Annotated in this window: 16 protein-coding genes; 10 read left to right on the plus strand and 6 right to left on the minus strand. The window is 53.9% G+C overall.

The features are described 5' to 3' along the window. The first annotated feature begins 35 nt into the window (after positions 1 to 35). A complete protein-coding gene (gene wsfD / locus WFJ73_RS13975) occupies positions 36 to 1460 on the plus strand; it encodes a glycan biosynthesis hexose transferase WsfD (protein WP_336773655.1) in 1425 nt (474 codons plus the stop codon). 39 nt (positions 1461 to 1499) lie between these two features. On the opposite strand, the gene WFJ73_RS13980 is transcribed toward wsfD, so the two are convergent. The 3 genes from WFJ73_RS13980 to WFJ73_RS13990 form a co-directional block, all read right to left on the minus strand. After that, positions 1500 to 1676: a hypothetical protein gene (locus tag WFJ73_RS13980; protein WP_164775472.1), complete on the minus strand. Its 177-nt coding sequence runs from the start codon at positions 1674 to 1676 to the stop codon at positions 1500 to 1502. A 44-nt stretch (positions 1677 to 1720) separates the two neighbouring features. Continuing rightward, positions 1721 to 1897, minus strand: a complete 177-nt coding sequence (locus WFJ73_RS13985) for a hypothetical protein (RefSeq protein ID WP_336773656.1) — start codon at positions 1895 to 1897, stop codon at positions 1721 to 1723. Positions 1898 to 2641: 744 nt separating this feature from the next. Continuing rightward, positions 2642 to 3874: an aminopeptidase gene (locus tag WFJ73_RS13990; protein ID WP_336773657.1), complete on the minus strand. Its 1233-nt coding sequence runs from the start codon at positions 3872 to 3874 to the stop codon at positions 2642 to 2644. 181 nt (positions 3875 to 4055) lie between these two features. Here WFJ73_RS13990 and WFJ73_RS13995 point away from each other — a divergent pair, with 181 nt between their 5' ends. Further along, the gene (locus WFJ73_RS13995) at positions 4056 to 5165 is read left to right on the plus strand and encodes a M24 family metallopeptidase (RefSeq protein WP_336773658.1); all 1110 of its coding nucleotides are present in this window, start codon (positions 4056 to 4058) and stop codon (positions 5163 to 5165) included. A gap of 406 nt (positions 5166 to 5571) precedes the next feature. Here WFJ73_RS13995 and WFJ73_RS14000 read toward each other — a convergent pair whose 3' ends face one another. Beyond that, the gene (locus WFJ73_RS14000; protein WP_336773659.1) at positions 5572 to 6489 is read right to left on the minus strand and encodes a proline dehydrogenase family protein; all 918 of its coding nucleotides are present in this window, start codon (positions 6487 to 6489) and stop codon (positions 5572 to 5574) included. 92 nt (positions 6490 to 6581) lie between these two features. On the opposite strand from WFJ73_RS14000, the gene pruA reads away from it, so the two are divergent. The 3 genes from pruA to WFJ73_RS14015 all read left to right on the plus strand — a co-directional run bounded on the left by pruA (position 6582) and on the right by WFJ73_RS14015 (position 11536). Continuing rightward, a complete protein-coding gene (gene pruA, locus WFJ73_RS14005) occupies positions 6582 to 8129 on the plus strand; it encodes an L-glutamate gamma-semialdehyde dehydrogenase (protein ID WP_336773660.1) in 1548 nt (515 codons plus the stop codon). A gap of 112 nt (positions 8130 to 8241) precedes the next feature. After that, entirely contained in the window at positions 8242 to 9738 is a 1497-nt protein-coding gene (gene glpK / locus WFJ73_RS14010) for a glycerol kinase GlpK (RefSeq protein WP_336773661.1), read from the plus strand. Positions 9739 to 9847: 109 nt separating this feature from the next. Beyond that, positions 9848 to 11536, plus strand: coding sequence for a glycerol-3-phosphate dehydrogenase/oxidase (locus WFJ73_RS14015; RefSeq protein ID WP_336773662.1), 1689 nt, complete (start codon positions 9848 to 9850; stop codon positions 11534 to 11536). Between the two features lie 10 nt (positions 11537 to 11546). Here the strand turns inward: WFJ73_RS14015 and WFJ73_RS14020 are convergent, their stop codons facing one another. Together WFJ73_RS14020 and WFJ73_RS14025 are read right to left on the minus strand one after the other, a co-directional pair. Then, complete coding sequence (locus WFJ73_RS14020) at positions 11547 to 12473, minus strand: AEC family transporter (RefSeq protein WP_336773663.1); 927 nt, start codon at positions 12471 to 12473, stop codon at positions 11547 to 11549. Between the two features lie 17 nt (positions 12474 to 12490). After that, entirely contained in the window at positions 12491 to 13189 is a 699-nt protein-coding gene (locus tag WFJ73_RS14025; protein ID WP_336773664.1) for a metal-dependent hydrolase, read from the minus strand. A 135-nt stretch (positions 13190 to 13324) separates the two neighbouring features. On the opposite strand from WFJ73_RS14025, the gene WFJ73_RS14030 reads away from it, so the two are divergent. From WFJ73_RS14030 to WFJ73_RS14050, 5 genes are all read left to right on the plus strand, one after another. Next, on the plus strand, positions 13325 to 14146 hold the full coding sequence (locus WFJ73_RS14030) for a PaaX family transcriptional regulator C-terminal domain-containing protein (protein ID WP_336773665.1): 822 nt from the start codon (positions 13325 to 13327) through the stop codon (positions 14144 to 14146). Positions 14147 to 14292: 146 nt separating this feature from the next. Next, the gene (locus WFJ73_RS14035; protein ID WP_336773666.1) at positions 14293 to 15909 is read left to right on the plus strand and encodes a response regulator; all 1617 of its coding nucleotides are present in this window, start codon (positions 14293 to 14295) and stop codon (positions 15907 to 15909) included. Between the two features lie 9 nt (positions 15910 to 15918). Continuing rightward, positions 15919 to 17709, plus strand: a complete 1791-nt coding sequence (locus WFJ73_RS14040; protein WP_336773667.1) for a sensor histidine kinase — start codon at positions 15919 to 15921, stop codon at positions 17707 to 17709. Then, complete coding sequence (locus WFJ73_RS14045) at positions 17706 to 18704, plus strand: substrate-binding domain-containing protein (protein WP_336773668.1); 999 nt, start codon at positions 17706 to 17708, stop codon at positions 18702 to 18704. The genes WFJ73_RS14040 and WFJ73_RS14045 overlap by 4 nt, the downstream gene beginning before the upstream one ends. Positions 18705 to 18823: 119 nt before the next feature. Further along, positions 18824 to 20323 (plus strand): sugar ABC transporter ATP-binding protein, encoded by a 1500-nt coding sequence (locus WFJ73_RS14050; protein WP_336773669.1) that lies wholly within the window; start codon positions 18824 to 18826, stop codon positions 20321 to 20323. Positions 20324 to 20361: the final 38 nt, after the last annotated feature.

A 20361-nucleotide genomic window follows, 5' to 3' on the forward strand; every position in this document is an offset into this window, starting at 1 on the left:
ATGCAAAAATGTAGAGATTTGTCGGAGGTTCCCACTTGAAAAGATGGATTCGATTGGAGTGGCTGATCGTTCTAATTGCAGCCGCTATATTATTGCCGCTGTTATTCTTCAGCCCCGTCGGTGTTGCGAATAATGGCGACTTTTACCGCATGATGCTTGCGGGCGGCATCGATTTTGCCGATCCCGGAGAATCGTACCGGGATAAGTATTTCGGATATTTTCATAAGCTGTATCATTACGGGCCATTCTCGGCGGATAGATATATTTCCTCCCAGATCATCCCTGTTTTTATTGCGGGAATAATCGGCAGAGCAGTCAATTCGCAGACGTTTGACATTCGGATCCTATCGATGCTTTATTCGGTGCTGTATGTCGCGGCCTTGTATATTATCGTCAAATCCAATAAGCAACGTTCGGTTATCTTTAATACCGTCCTTATCGCAAGCTTATCGCTTGTGTTTCTGGATATCGGGTACGTGGCTTATTTCAACTCGTTCTTCGGTGAAGCGGTCACCGTGATCTTTATGCTGTTCACCTTCGGATTGGCTCTTGCCCTGCCACGCACGGACAAGCCTTCTATCTGGCTTCTGACGGCCTTTTATCTGTCCGCAGTCTGTCTTGTCGGCACCAAGCTGCAAAACGCCCCTATCGGACTTCTGCTCTTGCTGCTTGGTCTGCGTTATTGGAAATTGCGGGCGGACCGGGCATGGCGATGGACGGTCGGAATCTGGTCAGCCGTGCTGCTGCTTGCTACCGTTACAATGTATGCCGCTGCTCCAAGCGGACTGAAGCATATTAACTTGTATCAAACGGTGTTCTTTGGTGTACTCAAGGGCTCGCCGGACCCGGCGGCGGATCTTAGGGAGCTTGGTTTGCCGGAAGAATTCAAGGTGAATGCGGGTACGAATTATTTTCAGAAGGACACCGTGATCAAGCAGAATGACCCCCGCATTCTTGCGGCGCTGAAGGGGATCAGCCATAAAGATGTGCTGCTGTATTATGCGAAACATCCGGACAGATTCCTGCAGAAGCTGGAACGTGCTGCGAAGAACGGAATGAGTATCCGGCCTTTGTATCTGGGCAGCTATGAGAAGGAGGCGGGCAAGCCTTACGGGGCTGTCAATTATGCCTATAGCACCTGGAGTACGTTCAAGCTGAAGGTTATGCCCAACAACTTCGGCTTTGTTGCGGCATTTGCGGCAGCGTATCTCTTCGTTCTTGCCGTGGAGTATATAAGGCGTTGGAGATCGGTGCAGCAACGGCTCTATCTGGAGGCTTTGTTTGTTCTTGCGCTTATCGGGATGTGTGGCTTTACCGTACCTCTCATTGGCGATGGGGAGGCGGATCTCGGCAAGCATTTATTCCTGTTTAACGTCTGCTTCGATATGATGACGGTAGTTAGCGTGCTGTATGTCGTGCGGATCATCGTAAAAAAAGCAGAGCTGCCGCGCGGAGCTTAACCTCCACGCGAAACAGCCCTGCTTTTCATTTGGATTTGCTTAGCCCTGCGCGCCAGGACGGATGCGGACGACGCCAATCTCGGAAGCGTTGATGGCAAACGCGTTGCCGCCTTGGTTAATCGTTGCGTTCGCCGATTGGCCGACGCGGACGTTGGTTGTTCCTTTGCTCCATTTGACAATGTTCTTGTCAGCGGATTTTGTTCTTTTACGACCCATTCGAATCACCTCCTCGCCATTGTTTAGACGATTGTAGAGGCGGATTAACGTTTGCGTTTCTTTTGCTTCGCTAGCTGCTTCATAATTTGAACGTTAACGGCGTTGCTGGCGAGCACGTTGCCGGCTTCGGCCGATGCCTTGGCCGTCTGAGAAATGTTAATAACGATGTAGTTGTTGCGGCCGACGCGGTAGCGGTAGGTCTTCACATTTTGATGAATCAAGGGGGGAGCCTCCTCCTGATAGACTGGTATAGTCTATGATTGATAGGTAGATTCGGTCGCGGCTATGCATTATTAGATTGATGATGTTACGCAGGAAAGTATCTCCTTCCGGTTGCTGTTGTTATCTTGATATTCGGATCGAATTTTCAGCGGTTATATCAAGAGTAACAAAGGCAAGCGCTAACGCTCCTCCATGAGATACTTTTCCTTCTCCACCTATCAATCGGTGTGGGGGCAGAAAAGGGGTAGAACAGGTTTTGAAATCCAGTTCTACCCCTTTATTTCAAAAATAATCGATAGGATCCGAAGAGAAAACATCTCCCGGAAGAGTGTAACGCTTGCCTTTGAAATCGTGATAAAACCATAAACTATTTATTCGAATATCACGATTTCAACAGCAACTGGAGGGAGATGTTTTCTCGACGGGATCATCGTCGATTACCTTCTCCACTTATCAATCAGTGTGGGGGGAAACAAAAAAAGAGTGGAACCGGCTTAAAGCCTAGTTCCACTCCCATTGTACCAAAAAATAATCGATAGGATCCGAAGAGAAAACATCTCCTGGAAGAGTGAAACGCTTGCCTTTGAAATCGTGAGATCACAATGAACAACTTGATTCAAATCCTCACGATTTCAACAGCAACTGGAAGGAGATGTTTTCTCGGCGGGATCACCGTCGATTATGCCCCTCACGATTTCAACAGCAACTGGAAGGAGATGTTTTCTCAGCGGGATCATAATCGATTAAAACGCCCAGTTGCCGTTAACCAGGATGGGCTCGCGGGTGCCGTCTTCGGTGATGCCGAAGAGGTTGAGCTCGGCGGAGCCTACCATGAAGTCGGTATGCGCCATGCTTTGGTTCAGCCCTCTTTCGAGCAGCTCCTCGCGCGACAGGCCGGCGCCGCCTTTGATGCAGGACGCGTAGGCGCTGCCCAGAGCCAAGTGGCAGGAAGCATTTTCGTCGAAGATTGTTTTGTAGAACAGAATGTTCGAATCCGAAATGGGCGAGGTATGCGGCACTAGAGCAACTTCGCCGAGGAATTTCGCTGCGTCATCGGTATCGAGCAGGCCTTTAATGGCTTCCTCGCCTTGCTCCGCCTTGAAATCGACAACGCGGCCGTTCTCGAAGGTGAACGAGAAGTTGTCGACGATATTGCCGTTATAGCTAAGCGGCTTCGTGCTGGAGATGGTACCGTTCACGCCGGTACGAAGCGGTGCCGAGTATACTTCTTCGGTTGGCAGGTTTGGAACGAACCAAGTACCTTGTTCATTTTGCTTGCTGCCGCCAAGCCAGATTTGATCTTTTGGCATTTCGAGCGTGAGATCGGTGCCCGGTGCAACGTAATGCAGATATTTATAAGCTTTATCGTTCAAATATTGCGCCTTGGATTTCAGCTGTTTAATATGCGCTTCCCAAGCGGCGATTGGATCCGGCTGGTCGGCACGCACCATTTGGAAGATCGTATCCCACAGCTTTGCGACTTGCTCTTCCTGCGGAAGATCCGGGAAGACCTTGGCTGCCCATGCAGCGGAAGGGGCTGTTGCCAGCGACCAGGTAAATTTGAAAGCCTGGGACATTTGACGGTATTTCTCGTTAGCTTTGCGCGCCGTACGGTCCGCGTTGCGGATTTTTTCCTGCGGCACGCCGCGGAGCAGATCGGGATCGGCGGATCCGATCGTAATGGAGGCAGCGCCTTTTTCCGCCATCTCGAGCTTTTCGCCGGCGGACCATTTTGGCTCCTCAAGGAACGATTCAAGCGAAGCAAGATCATAATGAATGCGGGATACGGCGTCGTCATGCCAGAATACCTTCACTTGGTAGGCACCGGCTTCATACGCTTTTTTCACGACGAGTCGAACGAGCTCTGGCGCGTCAATTGTCGCATTAACCATGACCGATTGCCCTTGTTGTATGTTCGCTCCGATTTTTACGATGATGTCCGCATAGTTGTTTAATTTTTGCTCAAAAGTCAGCACGGGGCTTCATTCCTCTCTCGTTAACGATAAGTATAGTTTCCAGCGGATCCTATAGCTATAGTATGAACTTATTTTCGAGGAATTTCAAAATGGTAGAGGGGAGGCCGGATGGTTTGGTTACAGCGCGGGACGGCGTTATAATAGCAGGGTAGGTTTTTAATGAGAAACGGAGTGAACAAGCATGGAATCCATTTGGCAACAGAGAAAAGGGCAGCTGACTGCCTATTTGCAAGAGAACGGCATGGATATCGCCTTTATTACGTCTCCGACGAATGTATATTATTTTACGGGCTTTTCCTGCAATCCTCATGAGCGGTTCCTGGCGTTGGCGCTTGATGCGCGGACGGGGGAGGAGACGCTGTACATGCCGCTTCTCGACCTGTCGGCGGCGGAGCCTTTTGGCGGGAACGGCAAGCTTGTGCCGATCTCGGATACGCAGGATGCTTACGAGGTGCTGAAGCAGCATACGGCATCAGGAGTTGCGGCAGCGGGCATTGAGAAGGAAGCGGTGTCGATCGCCAAGGCTGAACGGATTCAGGAGGCTTTGGGCGGCGCTCGTTTTGTTGACCTCGAGGGCTTTATACTGTCCCTGCGCACGAAAAAAAGCGAGGAAGAAATCAGCAAGGTGCAGAATGCCGTCCTTATGGTGGAAAAGGTTGTTGCTCACGCTGCTTCCCATGCCAAAATCGGCATGACGGAGCTTGAGCTGACGGCGGAGATTGAGTATCAGATGCGCAAGCTTGGCGCAGACCGTCCGGCATTCGAGTCGATTGTGCTGACCGGCGCACGTTCCGCGCTCCCGCATGGTACGCCGGGTTACGACACGATCAAGCATGGCGATTTTGTGCTGATCGATATCGGCGTTCAGGCAGGCGGCTATTGCTCCGACATTACGAGAACCTTTGTGATGGGCGAGGCTTCTAAAGAGCAGCGCGCCATCTACGATACGGTGCTTGCCGCCAACATGGCGGGAATCGCGGCGTCGAGAGCCGGCGTAACGCTGGCCTCCGTGGATAAAGCAGCCCGCGACGTAATTGAGCAGAAGGGCTTTGGTCCGCTGTTCACGCATCGTCTCGGCCATGGCTTTGGCATGGATGTGCATGAGCAGCCTTCCGTTTCGGGGCAGAATCAATCGATTATCGAGCCGGGCTTGCTGTTTACGATTGAACCGGGCATTTATGACCCGGTGATTGGCGGCGTCCGGATTGAGGATGACGTGTACATTCAAGCAGACGGTTCCGTCCGCGTGCTGACCAGCTATCCGAAAGAGCTGATTTTGCTGGGTAATTAGTAGAGTAGCGTGGCGCACGGCGGGAATGGTCTTCGCGTCGCCAGCGCTAACGAAACTACAGCACCTTATTTGGCGTTTTTGGCGGCGCTATGATTTCTAACGAAACTGTGTAACTTTATTTGGTTCGAATGAGCTACATTTGGCTTGAACACGACCTAATAGCGATACCAGGTTTCGTTAGATTTAGAAAACGACCATTTTAACGGAAATAACGATACTACGTTTCGTTAGCCGGGATGGGGGGGACGTTGGCTTTGAGCCCGCCTGCAGCCCACTTGACTCCTTACGTCCTCGGCCCCTGAAGCCGACAAAAAAGAAATCCCTGCGCACCCGCAGGGATTTCTTTTTTATGCGAATTTGCAAGGCGTGGAAGGGGGAGGGCCTTCGTCCTGGTTAATCAAACGCTTTACTTAAACATATTCCTCAAAACCAACACCAGGTTCGCCGGCTTTTCGGCCAAACGGCGGGTGTAGTACGGGTACCACATCGTGCCGTAAGGCACGTAGCAGCGGACGCGGTAGCCTTCCTGGGCTAGCTCGGCTTGCTTGCCCATGCGAAGGCCGTAGAGCATCTGGAACTCGAACGCGTCCTTCGAAATATTGTTCGCCGCGGCGAAAGCCTTGGTGAAATTGATGACCTTATCATCATGGGAGGCAACGGCCGTATACACTCCGTTATTCAGACGGTGCTCAATCAACCTCTTGAAGTTGTCGAGCACTTGCCCCGCATTCTGGTACGCCACCTCGGGGGGCTCTTTGTAAGCACCCTTCACCAGCCGCAGATTAACCTTTTCCTTGCTAAGCGCCTTCACATCATCCTCGGACCGGTGCAAATACGCTTGAATGACGGTACCGACATTCGTCATCCAGCCGGCATGCAGTCTCCTCACCAAATCGATGGTCGCCTGCGTATACGGCGTATCCTCCATATCGAGCCGGACAAAAATCCGGCTGTACTTCGCCTCCGACACAACCGCCCGGACATTGGAATGGCATTGCTCCTTATCCAGCGCGAGGCCGAATTGGGTCGGCTTGAGCGAGACGTTGGCGTTCACTTTGCGCCTCGCGATCTCGCGGACGATCTTCAAATACTCATCCCTGTAACCCTCGGCTTCCTTCAAGTCCTTGATCCCTTCTCCAAGATGGTCCAGCGTCACCATAATGCCCTGACTGTTCAGCTCCTCCGTTCGATCCATCGCTTCTTCCAGATTGTCGCCGGCGATGAATTTGGAAGCGAGCTTGCGGCCGTAGCGGATGGATAGATGCTCCACAAGCTTGTTGCCGGTGATGCCTAGCAGTGTTCGGCGGTAAAGGCCTGCACCCATTGTCTATCGCTCCTTTCAAAGTAAAAAACATAACGTCCTGCCGGATGAACTATAAATGGAATAGTGAGCATGTATCGAAGGGGGATGCGGGTATGAGGGCAACATTTAAGAATGAGCCTTTTACGAACTTTCAGTTGGAAGCAAATAACAAGGCGTACGATGCGGCGCTTGAATTGGTGAGATCCAGGCTGGGCAGGGAGTATCCGCTTGTGATCGGAAGCCGCCGGATTACGACAACGCGGACATTGCCGTCCACGAATCCAGCCTCCAAAAATCAGGTGATCGGCGTAGTCTCCCAAGCGGATGCCAGTCTTGCGGAAGAGGCCATTCAGACAGCGGCTCGCACCTTCGACAGCTGGAAGCATACCGAGCCAAGCGAACGGGCCAGGTATTTATATAAAGCAGCGGCATTGCTGCGGCGGCGCAAGCATGAATTCTCCGCATGGATGACATTTGAAGCGGGCAAAACCCGCGCCGAGGCCGATGCGGATACGGCGGAAGCGATTGATTTTATGGAATTTTACGCGCGCGAGCTGCAGCGCATAAGCAAGCCGCAGCCTCTGACTCCTCTTGACGATGAGGAGAATCAACTTTATTATATTCCGCTTGGCGTCGGTATTGTCATTCCGCCTTGGAATTTCCCTCTAGCTATTATGGCGGGCATGACTACAGCCGCTCTCGTATGCGGCAACACGGTTGTCCTGAAGCCGGCAAGCCCAACGTCGGTTATTGCGGCGCAGTTTTTCGAGCTGCTTGAAGAAGCCGGCGTCCCTGCGGGCGTCGTCAATTATTTGCCGGGGCCGGGCAGCGAGGTTGGCGATTATCTGGTGGATCATCCGCTGACGCGGTTCGTCAGCTTTACCGGTTCCCGCGAGGTTGGACTAAGGATCAACGAACGGGCGGCAAAGACGCAGCCGGGGCAAAAATGGATCAAGCGCGTCATTGCCGAAATGGGCGGAAAAGACGCCATCATCGTGGATGCGGAGGCGGATCTGGATCTGGCCGCGGATTCGATTGTAGCTGCGGCCTTTGGCTTTTCCGGGCAAAAATGCTCCGCCTGCTCCAGAGCGATCGTCCACGAAGCCGTGTACGACGAGGTGCTGGCGAAGGTTCTGGACCGGACCAACCGGCTTACGGTAGGCGATCCTGCGGATGCTACCACGAATGTAGGAGCTGTTATCGATGACAAGGCTTTCCGCAAAATCCAGGAGTATATCGAGATCGGCAAGGGAGAAGGCCGATTGGTCGCCGGGGGAACATCCGATGATTCGGTCGGTTATTTTATCGAGCCTACGATCTTTGCCGATGTAGACGCGAACGCCCGAATCTCGCTGGAGGAGATTTTTGGTCCGGTGCTTGCTTTTACGAGAGCGAAATCGTTCGAGAATGCACTTGAGATCGCGAACAATACGGAGTTTGGCTTGACGGGAGCCGTTATTTCGAGAAACCGGGCGCATCTGGAGCAGGCTCGGCGCGAGTTTATGGCAGGCAATTTGTATTTAAACCGCAAATGCACGGGTGCGCTTGTGGGCGCGCATCCGTTTGGCGGGTTCAATATGTCGGGTACGGATTCGAAGGCGGGCGGCCGCGATTACCTGCTCCTGTTCACGCAGGCGAAGATCGTATCGGAAAGATATTAAAGGAATGTAAGCGTCAAGCAAAGGGAGTTTGGCTCAGCGCCGCGAATAGAATACAATAGTGGAAGCGGGTACTTGGAAATGCAGGATTTATGGATAAAGGGGATCGATCATTATGACGCAGCAGGAAACCTATATCATCGCGCTGGACCAAGGGACAACGAGCACACGTGCGATTTTATTCGATAAAGCGGGGAACCCGCGTGCGGTTGCCCAGACGGCAGTGGACTGCACGTTCCCGCATCCGGGCTGGGTGGAGCAGGACGCCGAGCAGCTGTGGGAAACCTCGCTGAAGGTTATACGCGAGCTGCTTGAGAAGGAAGGTCTGAAGGCGAAGCGCATCGCCGCAATCGGCATCTCGAATCAGCGGGAGACGACGATCATCTGGGACAAAACGACGGGCAAGCCCGTCTATAACGCCGTCGTCTGGCAATCGCGCCAGACTTCGGGCATTTGCGAAGCGCTGAAGGAAGCTGGCCATGAGATGCCGATTCGGGAGAAAACAGGGCTCTTGATCGACCCGTATTTCTCCGGAACAAAAGCGAAATGGGTGCTCGACGAGGTGGCGGGAGCGCGTGACAAAGCCGCGGCAGGCGAGCTGTTATTCGGCACCGTGGACAGCTGGCTGATCTGGAAGCTGACCGGCGGAGCGGTTCACGTGACGGACTATTCGAATGCGTCGCGGACGCTGCTGTACAACATCCATGAGCTGAAGTGGGATGCCGACTTGCTCGAATGGCTGGACATTCCGGCTTCCATGCTGCCGGAGGTGCGCTCGTCTTCCGAGGTGTACGGCACAACGGAGGCATCGTTGTTTGGCGGGCCTATTGCTATCGCGGGCGCTGCGGGCGACCAGCAGGCAGCTTTGTTTGGGCATGGATGCTTTGAGAAGGGCGAAGCGAAAAATACGTACGGCACCGGCTGCTTTATGCTGATGAATACCGGCACGGAGCCGATCCGTTCGGAGCATGGCTTGCTTACGACCATCGCTTGGGGCTTTGACGGCCAGGTGGAATACGCGCTTGAAGGCAGCGTCTTCGTAGCGGGTTCGGCGGTGCAGTGGCTTCGCGACGGCATGGAATTGATCGAGTCCTCGGAGGAGAGCGAAAAACTAGCTTCTTCGGTGGATTCGACGGAAGGCGTTTACGTTGTTCCGGCCTTTGTTGGGCTGGGGACGCCTTATTGGGACAGCGAGGTCCGCGGCGCGGCATTCGGCATGACGCGCGGGACGCGGCGCGAGCATTTTGTCCGGGCGACGCTCGAGTCGATCGCGTATCAGACGAAGGATGTGCTGGACGCGATGGAGCAGTCGGCTGGCATTCCGCTGCAAACGCTTTGCGTGGACGGCGGCGCAATCCGCAATAATCTGCTCATGCAGTTCCAGAGCGATCTGCTTGGCGTGCCGGTCGAACGGCCGGTCATCAGCGAGACAACGGCGCTTGGCGCCGCTTATTTGGCGGGGCTTGCGGTTGGCTATTGGCAGGGGCGCGGGGAGATTCTGGAGCAGCGACGGCTGGATCTCGTTTTTGAGCCGGCGATGGCACAGGAGCGGGTGGATCAGCTGTATGCCGGATGGCAGAAGGCCGTGCAGGCGGCAATGGCTTTTCGATAAGGAGATAGACCGTGGCAGTTCTTCATGATGCGTAATAGCATAATGGAGAAATGTTCGCGGTTTTCTTTTTTACACATAAATAAAGAATTTGCGATAGGAGCGGTTCGTAATGGCAAGCGGGAACGGACATGGGGGAGGACCAGCTTTATTTAACGCTCTAAAGAGAGAGGAGCAGTTCGGGCGGCTGCAGGCGGAGGAATATGATCTGCTTATTATCGGCGGAGGCATTACCGGGGCGGGGATCGCGCTTGATGCGGTTACGCGGGGACTAAAGACGGCGCTGGTGGAGATGCAGGATTTTGCCGGAGGGACGTCAAGCCGTTCGACCAAGCTGGTGCATGGTGGTCTGCGTTACTTGAAGCAGCTCGAGATCGGAGTTGTGGCCGAGGTTGGCAAGGAACGCGCGATTGTGTACGAGAACGGGCCGCATGTGACCACGCCGGAATGGATGCTGCTCCCGATCTATAAAGGCGGTACCTTCGGGATGTTCAGTACTTCGCTAGGGCTTCGATTGTATGACTTTCTGGCAGGGGTTAAACGCGCCGAGCGGCGGAAAATGCTTGGAAAAGACGAGACGGTCACGCGCGAGCCGCTGCTGAAGCGGGAGGGCTTGAAGGGCGGCGGCTATTATGTCGAGTACCGCACCGACGATGCCCGATTAACGATAGAAGTGATGAAAAAAGCCGTAGAGCTCGGAGCTTGCGCGATCTCATACGTGAAGGCCGAATCGCTGCTGTACGAGAACGGGCGGATCGTTGGCGCGGACGTGAGGGACCGGCTGACGGGAAATACGGGACAAGTGAAGGCAAAGGTTACGATCAATGCCGCAGGTCCTTGGGTAGACGCGATACGGGAGAAGGATGGATCCAAGAAGGGGAAGACGCTCCATCATACGAAAGGCGTCCATCTCGTATTCGACCAGAGACGTTTCCCGCTTGGTCAGGCCATCTACTTCGACTCGGAAGACGGCCGGATGCTGTTTGCGATTCCCCGCGACGGAAAGACGTATATCGGCACAACCGATACGGATTACAAGGAGGACCTTGTCCATCCGAGGATGACGGCTGCGGACCGGCAGTATATTTTGAAGGCGGCTAACGATATGTTCCCTACGCTTGGGCTGAAAGCCGAGGACGTGGAATCGAGCTGGGCAGGCGTAAGGCCGCTTATTCATCAGGAAGGGAAAGACCCGTCCGAGATTTCGCGGCGCGACGAGGTGCTTGTATCGCCTTCCGGCCTTCTCTCCATGGCAGGAGGCAAGCTGACCGGCTACCGGAAGATGGCCGAGACCGTTATGGATCAGGCCGCAGAGCAGCTTGCCAAAGCCGGACGGGGCGGTATAGGCGAGAGCCGGACGAAGACGCTTACGATCTCGGGCGGCGATGTTGGCGGCTCGGAAGGATATGAGCGATTTGTCTCGGATAAAAAGGCGGCAGCCGTCAAAGCGGGGCTCGCCGGCCCGGATGCGGAACGGCTTGTCCGCCGGTTCGGGTCCAACATCGATACCGTGCTCAGCCTTATGCCCGAAGCGCACGAGGAAGCGATTCGCCGAAAGCTTCCGGTTACGCTTTTGCTGGAGCTGCTGTATGCGATCCGCTATGAAATGGCCTGCAAGCCGGTCGACTTCTGGATCCGCCGCAGCGGCAGTCTCCTGTTCGACCGCAGCCGTGTTATCCGCTGTAAGGACGGCGTGCAAAGTTATATGGCGGAGCTGTTCGGTTGGTCGGCGGGCGTCAGCACGGCTTATGCGGAGCAGCTGGAGCGCGAGCTCCAGCTGGCAGTGGCACCAATGGAATAGGAATAGCATGTTACGCCGGGAACAGCGTACCCGACAGCTGGATGATGATCGTTAGCGTCACGCTGCTGAGCAGGGTGGAGAACAGCACGGCCTGGGCGGCAAAACCAGGCTCATTGTTGTACTCAAGGGCAAGTGCGGCACTGTTGCGGCTTGTCGGAATTGCGCTTGCGATGAAGAGCGCCTGAGCCGTAATGCCTTGTACATGTATGAGTTCAAGAAGCAGCCAGGCTATAAATGGAGCTGCCGCAAGCCGGATGAGGCTGCTCCATAAGACGGTAATCGTATGGAGTGACAGCATCGTGGAAGCCATTTGTGCGCCAATCGTGAGCAAAGCGAAGCTGAGCATCCCGTCGGCAATGGTCGATAAAGGCGTCAGAAGCGGTTCCGGCATAGGAATGTGGGCGAGCCGCAGAAGAGAACCTGCGATAATGGCATACAAGACAGGTGTTTTGACAAACTGAAGCAATGAGTTCTTAAGACCGCTTGCCGCTCTGCTGGCATTAAGCAGACCAAAGGTAAAGGTGGCGAACAGCTCAAAGGTCACGACCATCATCTGTATCGACATCGCAAACGGATCATGTTTGAACGCCATGGCATTAACGGGGATACCGATATTGCCATTATTCGTTAACGCGATACTGTTGGAGAAGCTCGCAGCAAGTGGCTTGGGATGGCGAAGCATCCGGCTTACGCCATGACCGAGTAGGACAATTAGGATGAACTGCGCGGCGAGGAACAGGAAAATGGTACCTACCAAGGAAGCGGTCAGCTCGGCTTCGTATACTTTTACGAAGGCAAGCGCGGGAATGTAGTAATACATGAGCATCTTGGAGAAGCCGCCAAGCTCGAACTTGAATTTGCGGTGAAGCCATGCGCCGATGGCCAGCGGAATAAGGATCGGAACGATAATGTAGAGGAATGTATGCCATATATTCATGAGAGCATCTCCTTTGATTAGCTTGAGTGAATGACCACTTGCTCGCCGGGTGCAAGTACTTGACCGGCAAGCCCTTGCTGCAGAAGCATCTGTACGAAAAGAGAGGCATCCTGCTTAATGACGGGGAATGTATTGTAATGAATGGGAATGACGCGGCGCGCTTTAATCCAAGACGCGGCAATTGCGGCGTCCTCCGGCCCCATCGTAAAACGTCCGCCAATCGGCAGGAATGCGATGTCGATATCGAAACGTTCCCCAATCAGACGCATATCGCCGAACAATCCCGTATCTCCCGCATGATAGAGAGTAATGCCGCCCATTTGGAGAATAATCCCGACCGGAGATCCGGTATAGACAATCTGACCATCCTCGGATTGGGCGGATGAGGTATGAAGGGCTGGCGTCAGATGGACGCGCCCAAACGGAAAGTCCCAAGCTCCGCCGACATGCATCGGCTCGACCTGAGCGCCATGCCTCCCCAGATGGACGGCCAGCTCTTCAACGGCAATAATGGGGGCATGGTTTTGTTTTGCCAGCGGAATGGCATCGGTGATATGATCGGAATGACCATGGGTCAGGATGATGTACTGCGTCTTAATCTGTTCCAGACTCTTGGAGACGGCGAGCGGATTGCCGGTCAAGAAAGGGTCAATGATGACGGAAACGGCATCATGGGTCACTTGGATACAGGAATGTCCGTGATAAACAATGCGCATAGGTAATGCCTCGCTTTCAAAACGAATTTTTATAACCAATTTATATACGAACGTTTATATTTATGTTATATTATTGGCAGTGAATAAATGTCAATCTTTTTTTTGTTTATTTTTGTCAAAGGAGCCGTGGGGCCTTTGTTATCGTTAGAGAAACAGCTGCTGTATCTCCTAACTAGCGGGGATGGAGCCGGATCGGGCGCAGCCGTCAGCAGGCTTATCGAGGTGTATGAAGCGCGAGGCATCTCCCATCAGATTGTACGCAACGCTCTTTCCAGGCTGAAGAAGGAAGGCTACGCCGAATCGGCGGAACGTTCCCGGTACAAGGCAACGCCTCTTGGCGAGGAATTCATTCGGATCATTAACGCTAAGCCCGGTTTGTACGAAAAGGAATGGGACGGGCAATGGTGCATGGTTATGTTCGAGATTCCGGAATCGGAGCGCCGCAGAAGGGATAGCTTCCGATCGGAGCTGCTGCAGCTAGGTTTTGGTTCGCTTTATAAAAGCGTCTATGTCTCGCCATGGGATTACCGGGACGAGGTCACCCGGCTCAGCCGGCAGTGCGAAGTTGCAGGATATATAACGGTTACGAGTACAAGGATTGTGCATAACCACATTACGCAGGAGCACTCCTTCCGTCTATGGCCGCTTAAGGAGCTGCAGGAATTGTATCGGGATAAAGACCGATGGTTACAGGAGCGCCTGGTGCCTGCTCTGGCGGGGCTTGAACATACGGGAGATGAGGACGGACTGCAATTATTTGTCCTTTTTCTCGAACTAGGCGAGATCATTGCGGAGCTTGGATTGCGCGATCCTATGCTTCCGGATCCGCTGCTTCCGGACGATTGGACAGGAAAGCAGCAAATGCGGCAGTTTCAGGCAAGCCTGCGTCAAATCGCGCAAGCGATACCCGAGCGATCGCCTTATCGCGCATTTGTGGAGCATTTCCTCGGACGCTAGAGGAGACCCCGGATGAGCAATGCGGAACCTCACTGACAGTGAGGTTCTTTGCGTTGTTCTTTTTCCTCGTTGCCGGAATTCTATTTCGCTGACTATAATAAAAGCGCATACAATTCCAATCCTGATAGGCAATAGGGGGAACGACCTTGTATACGATATTGCTGGTGGATGATGAAGCGGTCGTAAGGGAAGGCATCAGGGAGCGCATACCATGGGAGGAGCTTGGCTTTCGGTGCGTGGCGGATTGCGAGAACGGCGTGCAGGCGCTGGAAGAGATCGAACGGCTGCGGCCGCATATCGTGCTGACGGATATTAATATGCCGTTTATGGACGGACTGGCCTTGTCCCGTGAAGTCATGGAACGGTATCCGGGGACTAAGGTCGTCATTCTGACCGGATACGATGATTTCGAATACGCGCAGCAGGCGCTGAAGCTGAAGGTAAAGGATTTTATCCTGAAGCCGGTAACGGCAGCCGAGTTCTCGGCGATGCTGCATAAGCTCCGGCTGGAGCTGGACGAGGAGAAAAGGGAGCGGGAGGATCTGGCCCGGCTGCAAAGCCAGCTGCATGAGAGCATGCCGCTCCTCAAGGAACGCTTCCTCGAGCGGATGTCGACGATGGCCTTAAGCGAGAAGGAGATTGCTTCGCGCCTGCAGTATTTTCAGATTCAACTGACGGGACCTTGCTATCTGGGGCTGGCGATCGACACGGACCGGCTCGAAGAGCAAGGCGGGGCGGATACGGACCGGGAGCTGCTCAGGTTTGCCGTGTACAATATCGCTCAGGAGATCATTAGCGGGGAGCCGGGGGCCGTTGTGTTCCGCAGCAGAGAGGAACGGGTGATGGCCGTCCTTGGCGGTGAGCGAGAGGACCTGCTGCAAGAAAAGGCGCAGGAGCTGGCTGAGCGTATCCGGCAATCGGCGGTGCAATTCCTGAAGCTGACCGTTTCGGTCGGAATCGGCATGACCGTCCATAGCTATACGAGAATCAGAGAGACCTGCAAGGCTGCGGCGGCAGCGTTAGACTATCGGCTTGTGCTTGGCGACAACAGCGTCATCAGCATTCTGGATATGGAGAAACGCCGAAGCTCGCCGGCCGGGCATCCGGCCGAGTTCGACCGTGAATTAATAGCGGGAATCAAGACGGGTACGGCGGATGAAGTAGAGCGTGCGATCGAAGCGCTGATCCGATATAACAAAGCAGAACTGGCCAGCATCGACCACTGCTATTTGCGTATTCAAAGAACGATTCTTGCCGTCATGCAGGCGCTTGGCGATATTGGCTGCAAGGAATCCGTGGTGTTCGGAGAAGGCATTAACCCAATGACCGAAATCTATCGGTTCAGGACAATGGAAGAGATTGGGGACTGGCTGAAGACAGCCTGCCGGCAAGCCGTTCATAGCGTAACGGCAACACGCCATGATCAGTGCCGGTCACAGATTGCTGAAGCGATCGTCTATCTGGAGTCCAATTATGAGGACGAGAATCTATCGGTGAAAGCCGTCTGCAAGCAGGTTCATATGAGCGTCAGCTATTTCAGCGCGGCCTTTAAAGCCCACACCGGCAGAACCTTTATCGAGTACCTGACTGCCGTACGGATGGACAAAGCGAAGGAGCTGCTGAAATTTACCGGCCTGCGAACCTACGAGATTGCCGCTAGAACCGGCTATAGCGATGCGCAGTATTTCAGCGTTTTGTTCAAGAAGCACACGGGGGAGTCCCCAACGGATTACCGTCATCGGACGGCGGCGGAACAGGCATGAGGCGCGCTTATGGAATTATTTAAATTCAAAAGCATTCAGACGAATATCGCCGCCGCCTCTGCCTGTCTTATTCTGCTAACGGCTATCCTGCTTGGCGTCATCTCTTACCAGCTGTCGGCCTCATCCGTCCGCGAGACGGCCCAGGACTATACGGCGGAGCTGATCCGCCAGGTGAATGCCAACATTCAGACCTACATTACCAGCATGGAAAATATATCGATGCTCGCGCTCAGCAACGAAGATGTCCGCGAGCTTGTAAACGAAGCGGGGAATAACGGGACAAGCCCGGAGGAGCTGGCGCGCGAGCAGCGGATCTCGGCGTATTTTCACTCCATTATCGCTTCTCGCAAAGACATCGCTTCGATTAACGTGATTGGCTATAACGGCCGGTTCGTCTCGGACCGCGAGCATGTCGAGCTGAATCCAAGCGTCAAGCTGGCGGAACAGCCCTGGTACACCAGCGCGCAGGAAGCATCGGGCCGGATCGTCGTGTCTTCCTCCCATGTCCAGCATATGTTCAAGAATGAATACGACTGGGTCGTATCGCTCAGCCGGGAGCTGTGGAGCAAGGATCAGACGGAGCCGCGCGGCGTGCTGCTTGTCGACTTGAACTTCAGCGTTATCAACGACACACTGAACAACATTGACTTAAGCAAACGCGGGTATGTATTTATCGTGGATGAGAACGGCAATATCGTCTACCACCCGCAGCAGCAGTTGATCTACAGCAATCTGAAGTCGGAGAAAATCGACGAGGTGCTGGCGAAGGGCAGCGGCAGCTTTACGACCGAGGAAGGGAAGACAAGCCGGATCTATACGATTCAGGATACCGGCTTCGGCTGGAAAATCGTTGGCGTGTCTTACGTCAATGAGTTAATCGGCAACAAACGCGAAATGCAGCTGTCGATGGTGGCGGCGGGAGTCTTTTGCTTAATTGTAGGCCTATTGCTTGCCGTCTTTATTTCTCGTAATCTGTCCCGTCCAATCAAGCAGCTGCAGGAGCATATGAAGAAGGTGGAGAAGGGGATCTTTAATATCCGGGTGCCTATCGGCAATTCGAGGGAAATCGCTTCTCTTGCCCGCACGTTTAACCTGATGGTCGTCAAAATCGAGGAGCTGATGAGCCAGGTCGTCCGGGAGCAGGAGATTAAGCGGAAGAGCGAGCTGACGGCGCTGCAGGCGCAGATTAACCCGCATTTTTTGTACAATACGCTGGATTCGATCATCTGGATGGCCGAGGGGAAAAAGACGGACGAGGTGGTTCTGATGACCTCCGCGCTTGCGCGGCTGTTCCGCTCGTCCATCAGCCGGGGACAGGAGCTGGTCCCGATCCGGACGGAGATTGAGCATGTCGCCAACTACCTGACGATCCAGAAAATCCGGTACAAGGACAAGCTGGATTTCCATATTGATATTGATCCGGATATCTACGCGTACCGCACCCTGAAGGTGCTGCTCCAGCCGCTGCTCGAGAATGCGATCTACCACGGCATCAAGAACAGAATCGGGACGGGTACGATTCAGGTTACCGGCGGCAAAAGGGACGGTTATATTTGGCTGGAAGTGAGCGATAACGGCGTTGGGATGGAGGCGGAGGCGCTCCGAACCATTCTGGAGCCGAGGAGAAGCGACCGGGAAAGCAAAGGGGTTGGTGTGGTGAACGTCCACGAGCGGATCCAGCTTTATTTCGGCAAGGAGTATGGCTTGACGTACAAAAGCGCACCGGATGAAGGGACAACCGTAACGGTACGGATTGCCGCCATTGAAGGCGATGAATTGGCGGGAGGTGTTGGCGCATGAGCGAGTACAGACGCAGATCGGCCTCCGTCGCCATTGCCGCGATTATTATCGTAATTGCTGTCGTTGGCATCTATAAATGGGCGGCAAGCCAGCGTACGGAGAAGCCCGTCGATATCATCGTTACGGTAAAAGCAAAAAGCTCGGCGATTGATTTCTGGAAGGTGCTGATCACCGGAGTTGAGGACGCGGCCAATGAATTTGGCGCCAATGTTCAGGTTATTGGACCTCCGTCCGAGACGGAGATCGATATTCAGATGGAGCAGCTGGAGCAGGCCATCCGGCAGAAGCCGGATGCGATCGTGATGGCCGCAACCGATTATAACCGGCTCGTTCCGGTTGCCCAGCAGATCGTTAAGGCGGGCATCAAGCTTATTACGGTGGATTCCCGCATTAACAGCGATGATGCGCTCAGCTTTATCGCAACGGACAATATTGCAGCCGGGGAGAAGGCCGGAGAAGAGATGGCCAAGCTGCTGCCGGAGTCCGCTTCCTCGAAAATCGCCATTATGAGTTACGTTTACGGAACCTCGTCGCAGCTTGAACGGGAAAAGGGCGTGCGCCAGTGGCTGGAAGATCATTCACAGGTTAAGGTGGCGAATACGTTCTACAGTGAGGGCCGGCTCGAGAAGGCCTATGAGCTGACCAAAGAGCTTCTCACCGAAAACCCCGGCATCGAAGGAATTGTTGGGCTAAATGAGCCTTCTACCGTTGGCGCCGGACGGGCCATTGAGGAGCTTGGGCTCAGCGGGAAAGTGAAGCTTGTAGGCTTCGACAGCTCGGTGGACGAAGTAAAGCTGATTGAAAGCGGCGTGCTGCAGGCAACCATTGTTCAGAAGCCTTACAATATGGGCTACCTCAGCGTAAAGACGGCCATCGAAGCGGTGCGAGGCAAGAAGGTGCCGAAGCTGATCGATACGGAATCGGTCATTATCAACAAAGACAATATGTATACGGAACAAAATCAGAAGCTGCTCTTCCCCTTTGTGGGAGAGTAGCTTTTTTCTGTTTATAAGGAACAGATTTTTTTCAACTATTCAAATACATTATTCCATTCTGGCAAAAGCGAAAGCGCTTTAGAATGAGCTTAGTTACAGCGGGATGGAGTGATGGAGGCATGAAGGACATACTCGTTCAGATGGAAGGGATCAGCAAGTATTTTCCGGGCGTTCAAGCCTTGCAGGACTGCCGCTTCGAATTAAGGAGGGGCGAGGTGCACGCGCTGGTCGGAGAGAACGGGGCGGGCAAGTCTACCATGATGAAGGTGCTGACCGGCGTCTATCAGAAGGATGGGGGAAGCATCGTATACGACGGATCCGAAGTCGAGATTCCCAATTCGAAAACCGCTCAAAACCTGGGCATTTCGATCATTCACCAGGAGCTGAACCTGGCGCCTGATCTGACGGTGGCACAGAACATTTATATCGGACGCGAGCCTCGGCGGGGATTTCGGCTGTTTCTGAACGAGCGGGAGCTGAAGCGGAAGGTCGAGCGTTTGTTTGACCGGCTGAACATGGAGCTGGATCCGGATGAACCGGTCGCCAATCTGACCGTAGCGAAGCAGCAGATGGTGGAGATCGCCAAAGCGTTGTCTTACGACGCCAAGGTGCTCATCATGGACGAACCAACCGCGGCGCTGAGCGATACGGAGATCGATGATCTGTTCGTTATTATAAACCAGCTTAGAACGAGTGGAGTTGGCATCGTCTATATTTCGCACCGGATGGATGAGCTGAAGCGGATTACCGACCGGATCACCGTCATGCGGGACGGTCGATACATCGATACGGTGCCGACGGCTTCCGTTACGAACGAGCAGATCATTGCGATGATGGTTGGACGCGAGATCTATGACAGTACCAAGCAGAACCGGATAGCGGAGAATAGCGAGACGGTTCTTGAGGTGAAAGGGCTAAGCCGCAAGGGAGCGCTGGACAATATCAGCTTTAAGCTCCGCAAAGGAGAAATCATCGGCTTCGCTGGACTGATTGGAGCGGGACGGACCGAGGTGGCAAGAGCGATTTTTGGCGCCGATTCGATCGATGCGGGTGAGATTACGGTACATGGCCGCAAGGTTGTGATGAAGCAGCCTTATGATGCGGTGCGGGCGGGAATCGGCTACTTGTCGGAGGACCGCAAGCGGTACGGCTGCATCGTGGAGATGGACGTGAAGACAAACGTGGCCGTTGCCTCGCTTCGGCAATACGTGAATGGGGTAGGCTGGGTGAACCGGAGCAAGATTGCGAAGGCAGCCGAACAGATTGTCGAGATGCTGAAGGTGAAGACGCCTCATATCGATCAGGACGTCAAATTCCTTTCGGGTGGTAATCAGCAGAAGGTTGTTATCGGCAAATGGCTGACCCAGGGTTGCGACATTCTGATCTTTGATGAGCCGACCCGCGGGATCGATGTTGGCGCAAAAAGCGAAATCTACAAGCTGCTGAACGATCTTGCCGATAAGGGTAAATCGATCATCATGATCTCCTCGGAGCTTCCCGAGATTTTGCGGATGAGCCATCGCATTATCGTCATGTGCGAAGGGCGCATCACGGGCGAGCTGGACCGCGAGGAAGCCACGCAGGAGCAGATTATGCGGTATGCGACTTTAAGAGCTTAACAACGGAGTTTAGGGGGAATCTCAATGAAAATGCAGCC

Origin of the sequence: Paenibacillus sp. MMO-58 (genome assembly GCF_037146255.1) — a bacterium.
In the GTDB taxonomy this organism is placed as follows: domain Bacteria; phylum Bacillota; class Bacilli; order Paenibacillales; family Paenibacillaceae; genus Pristimantibacillus.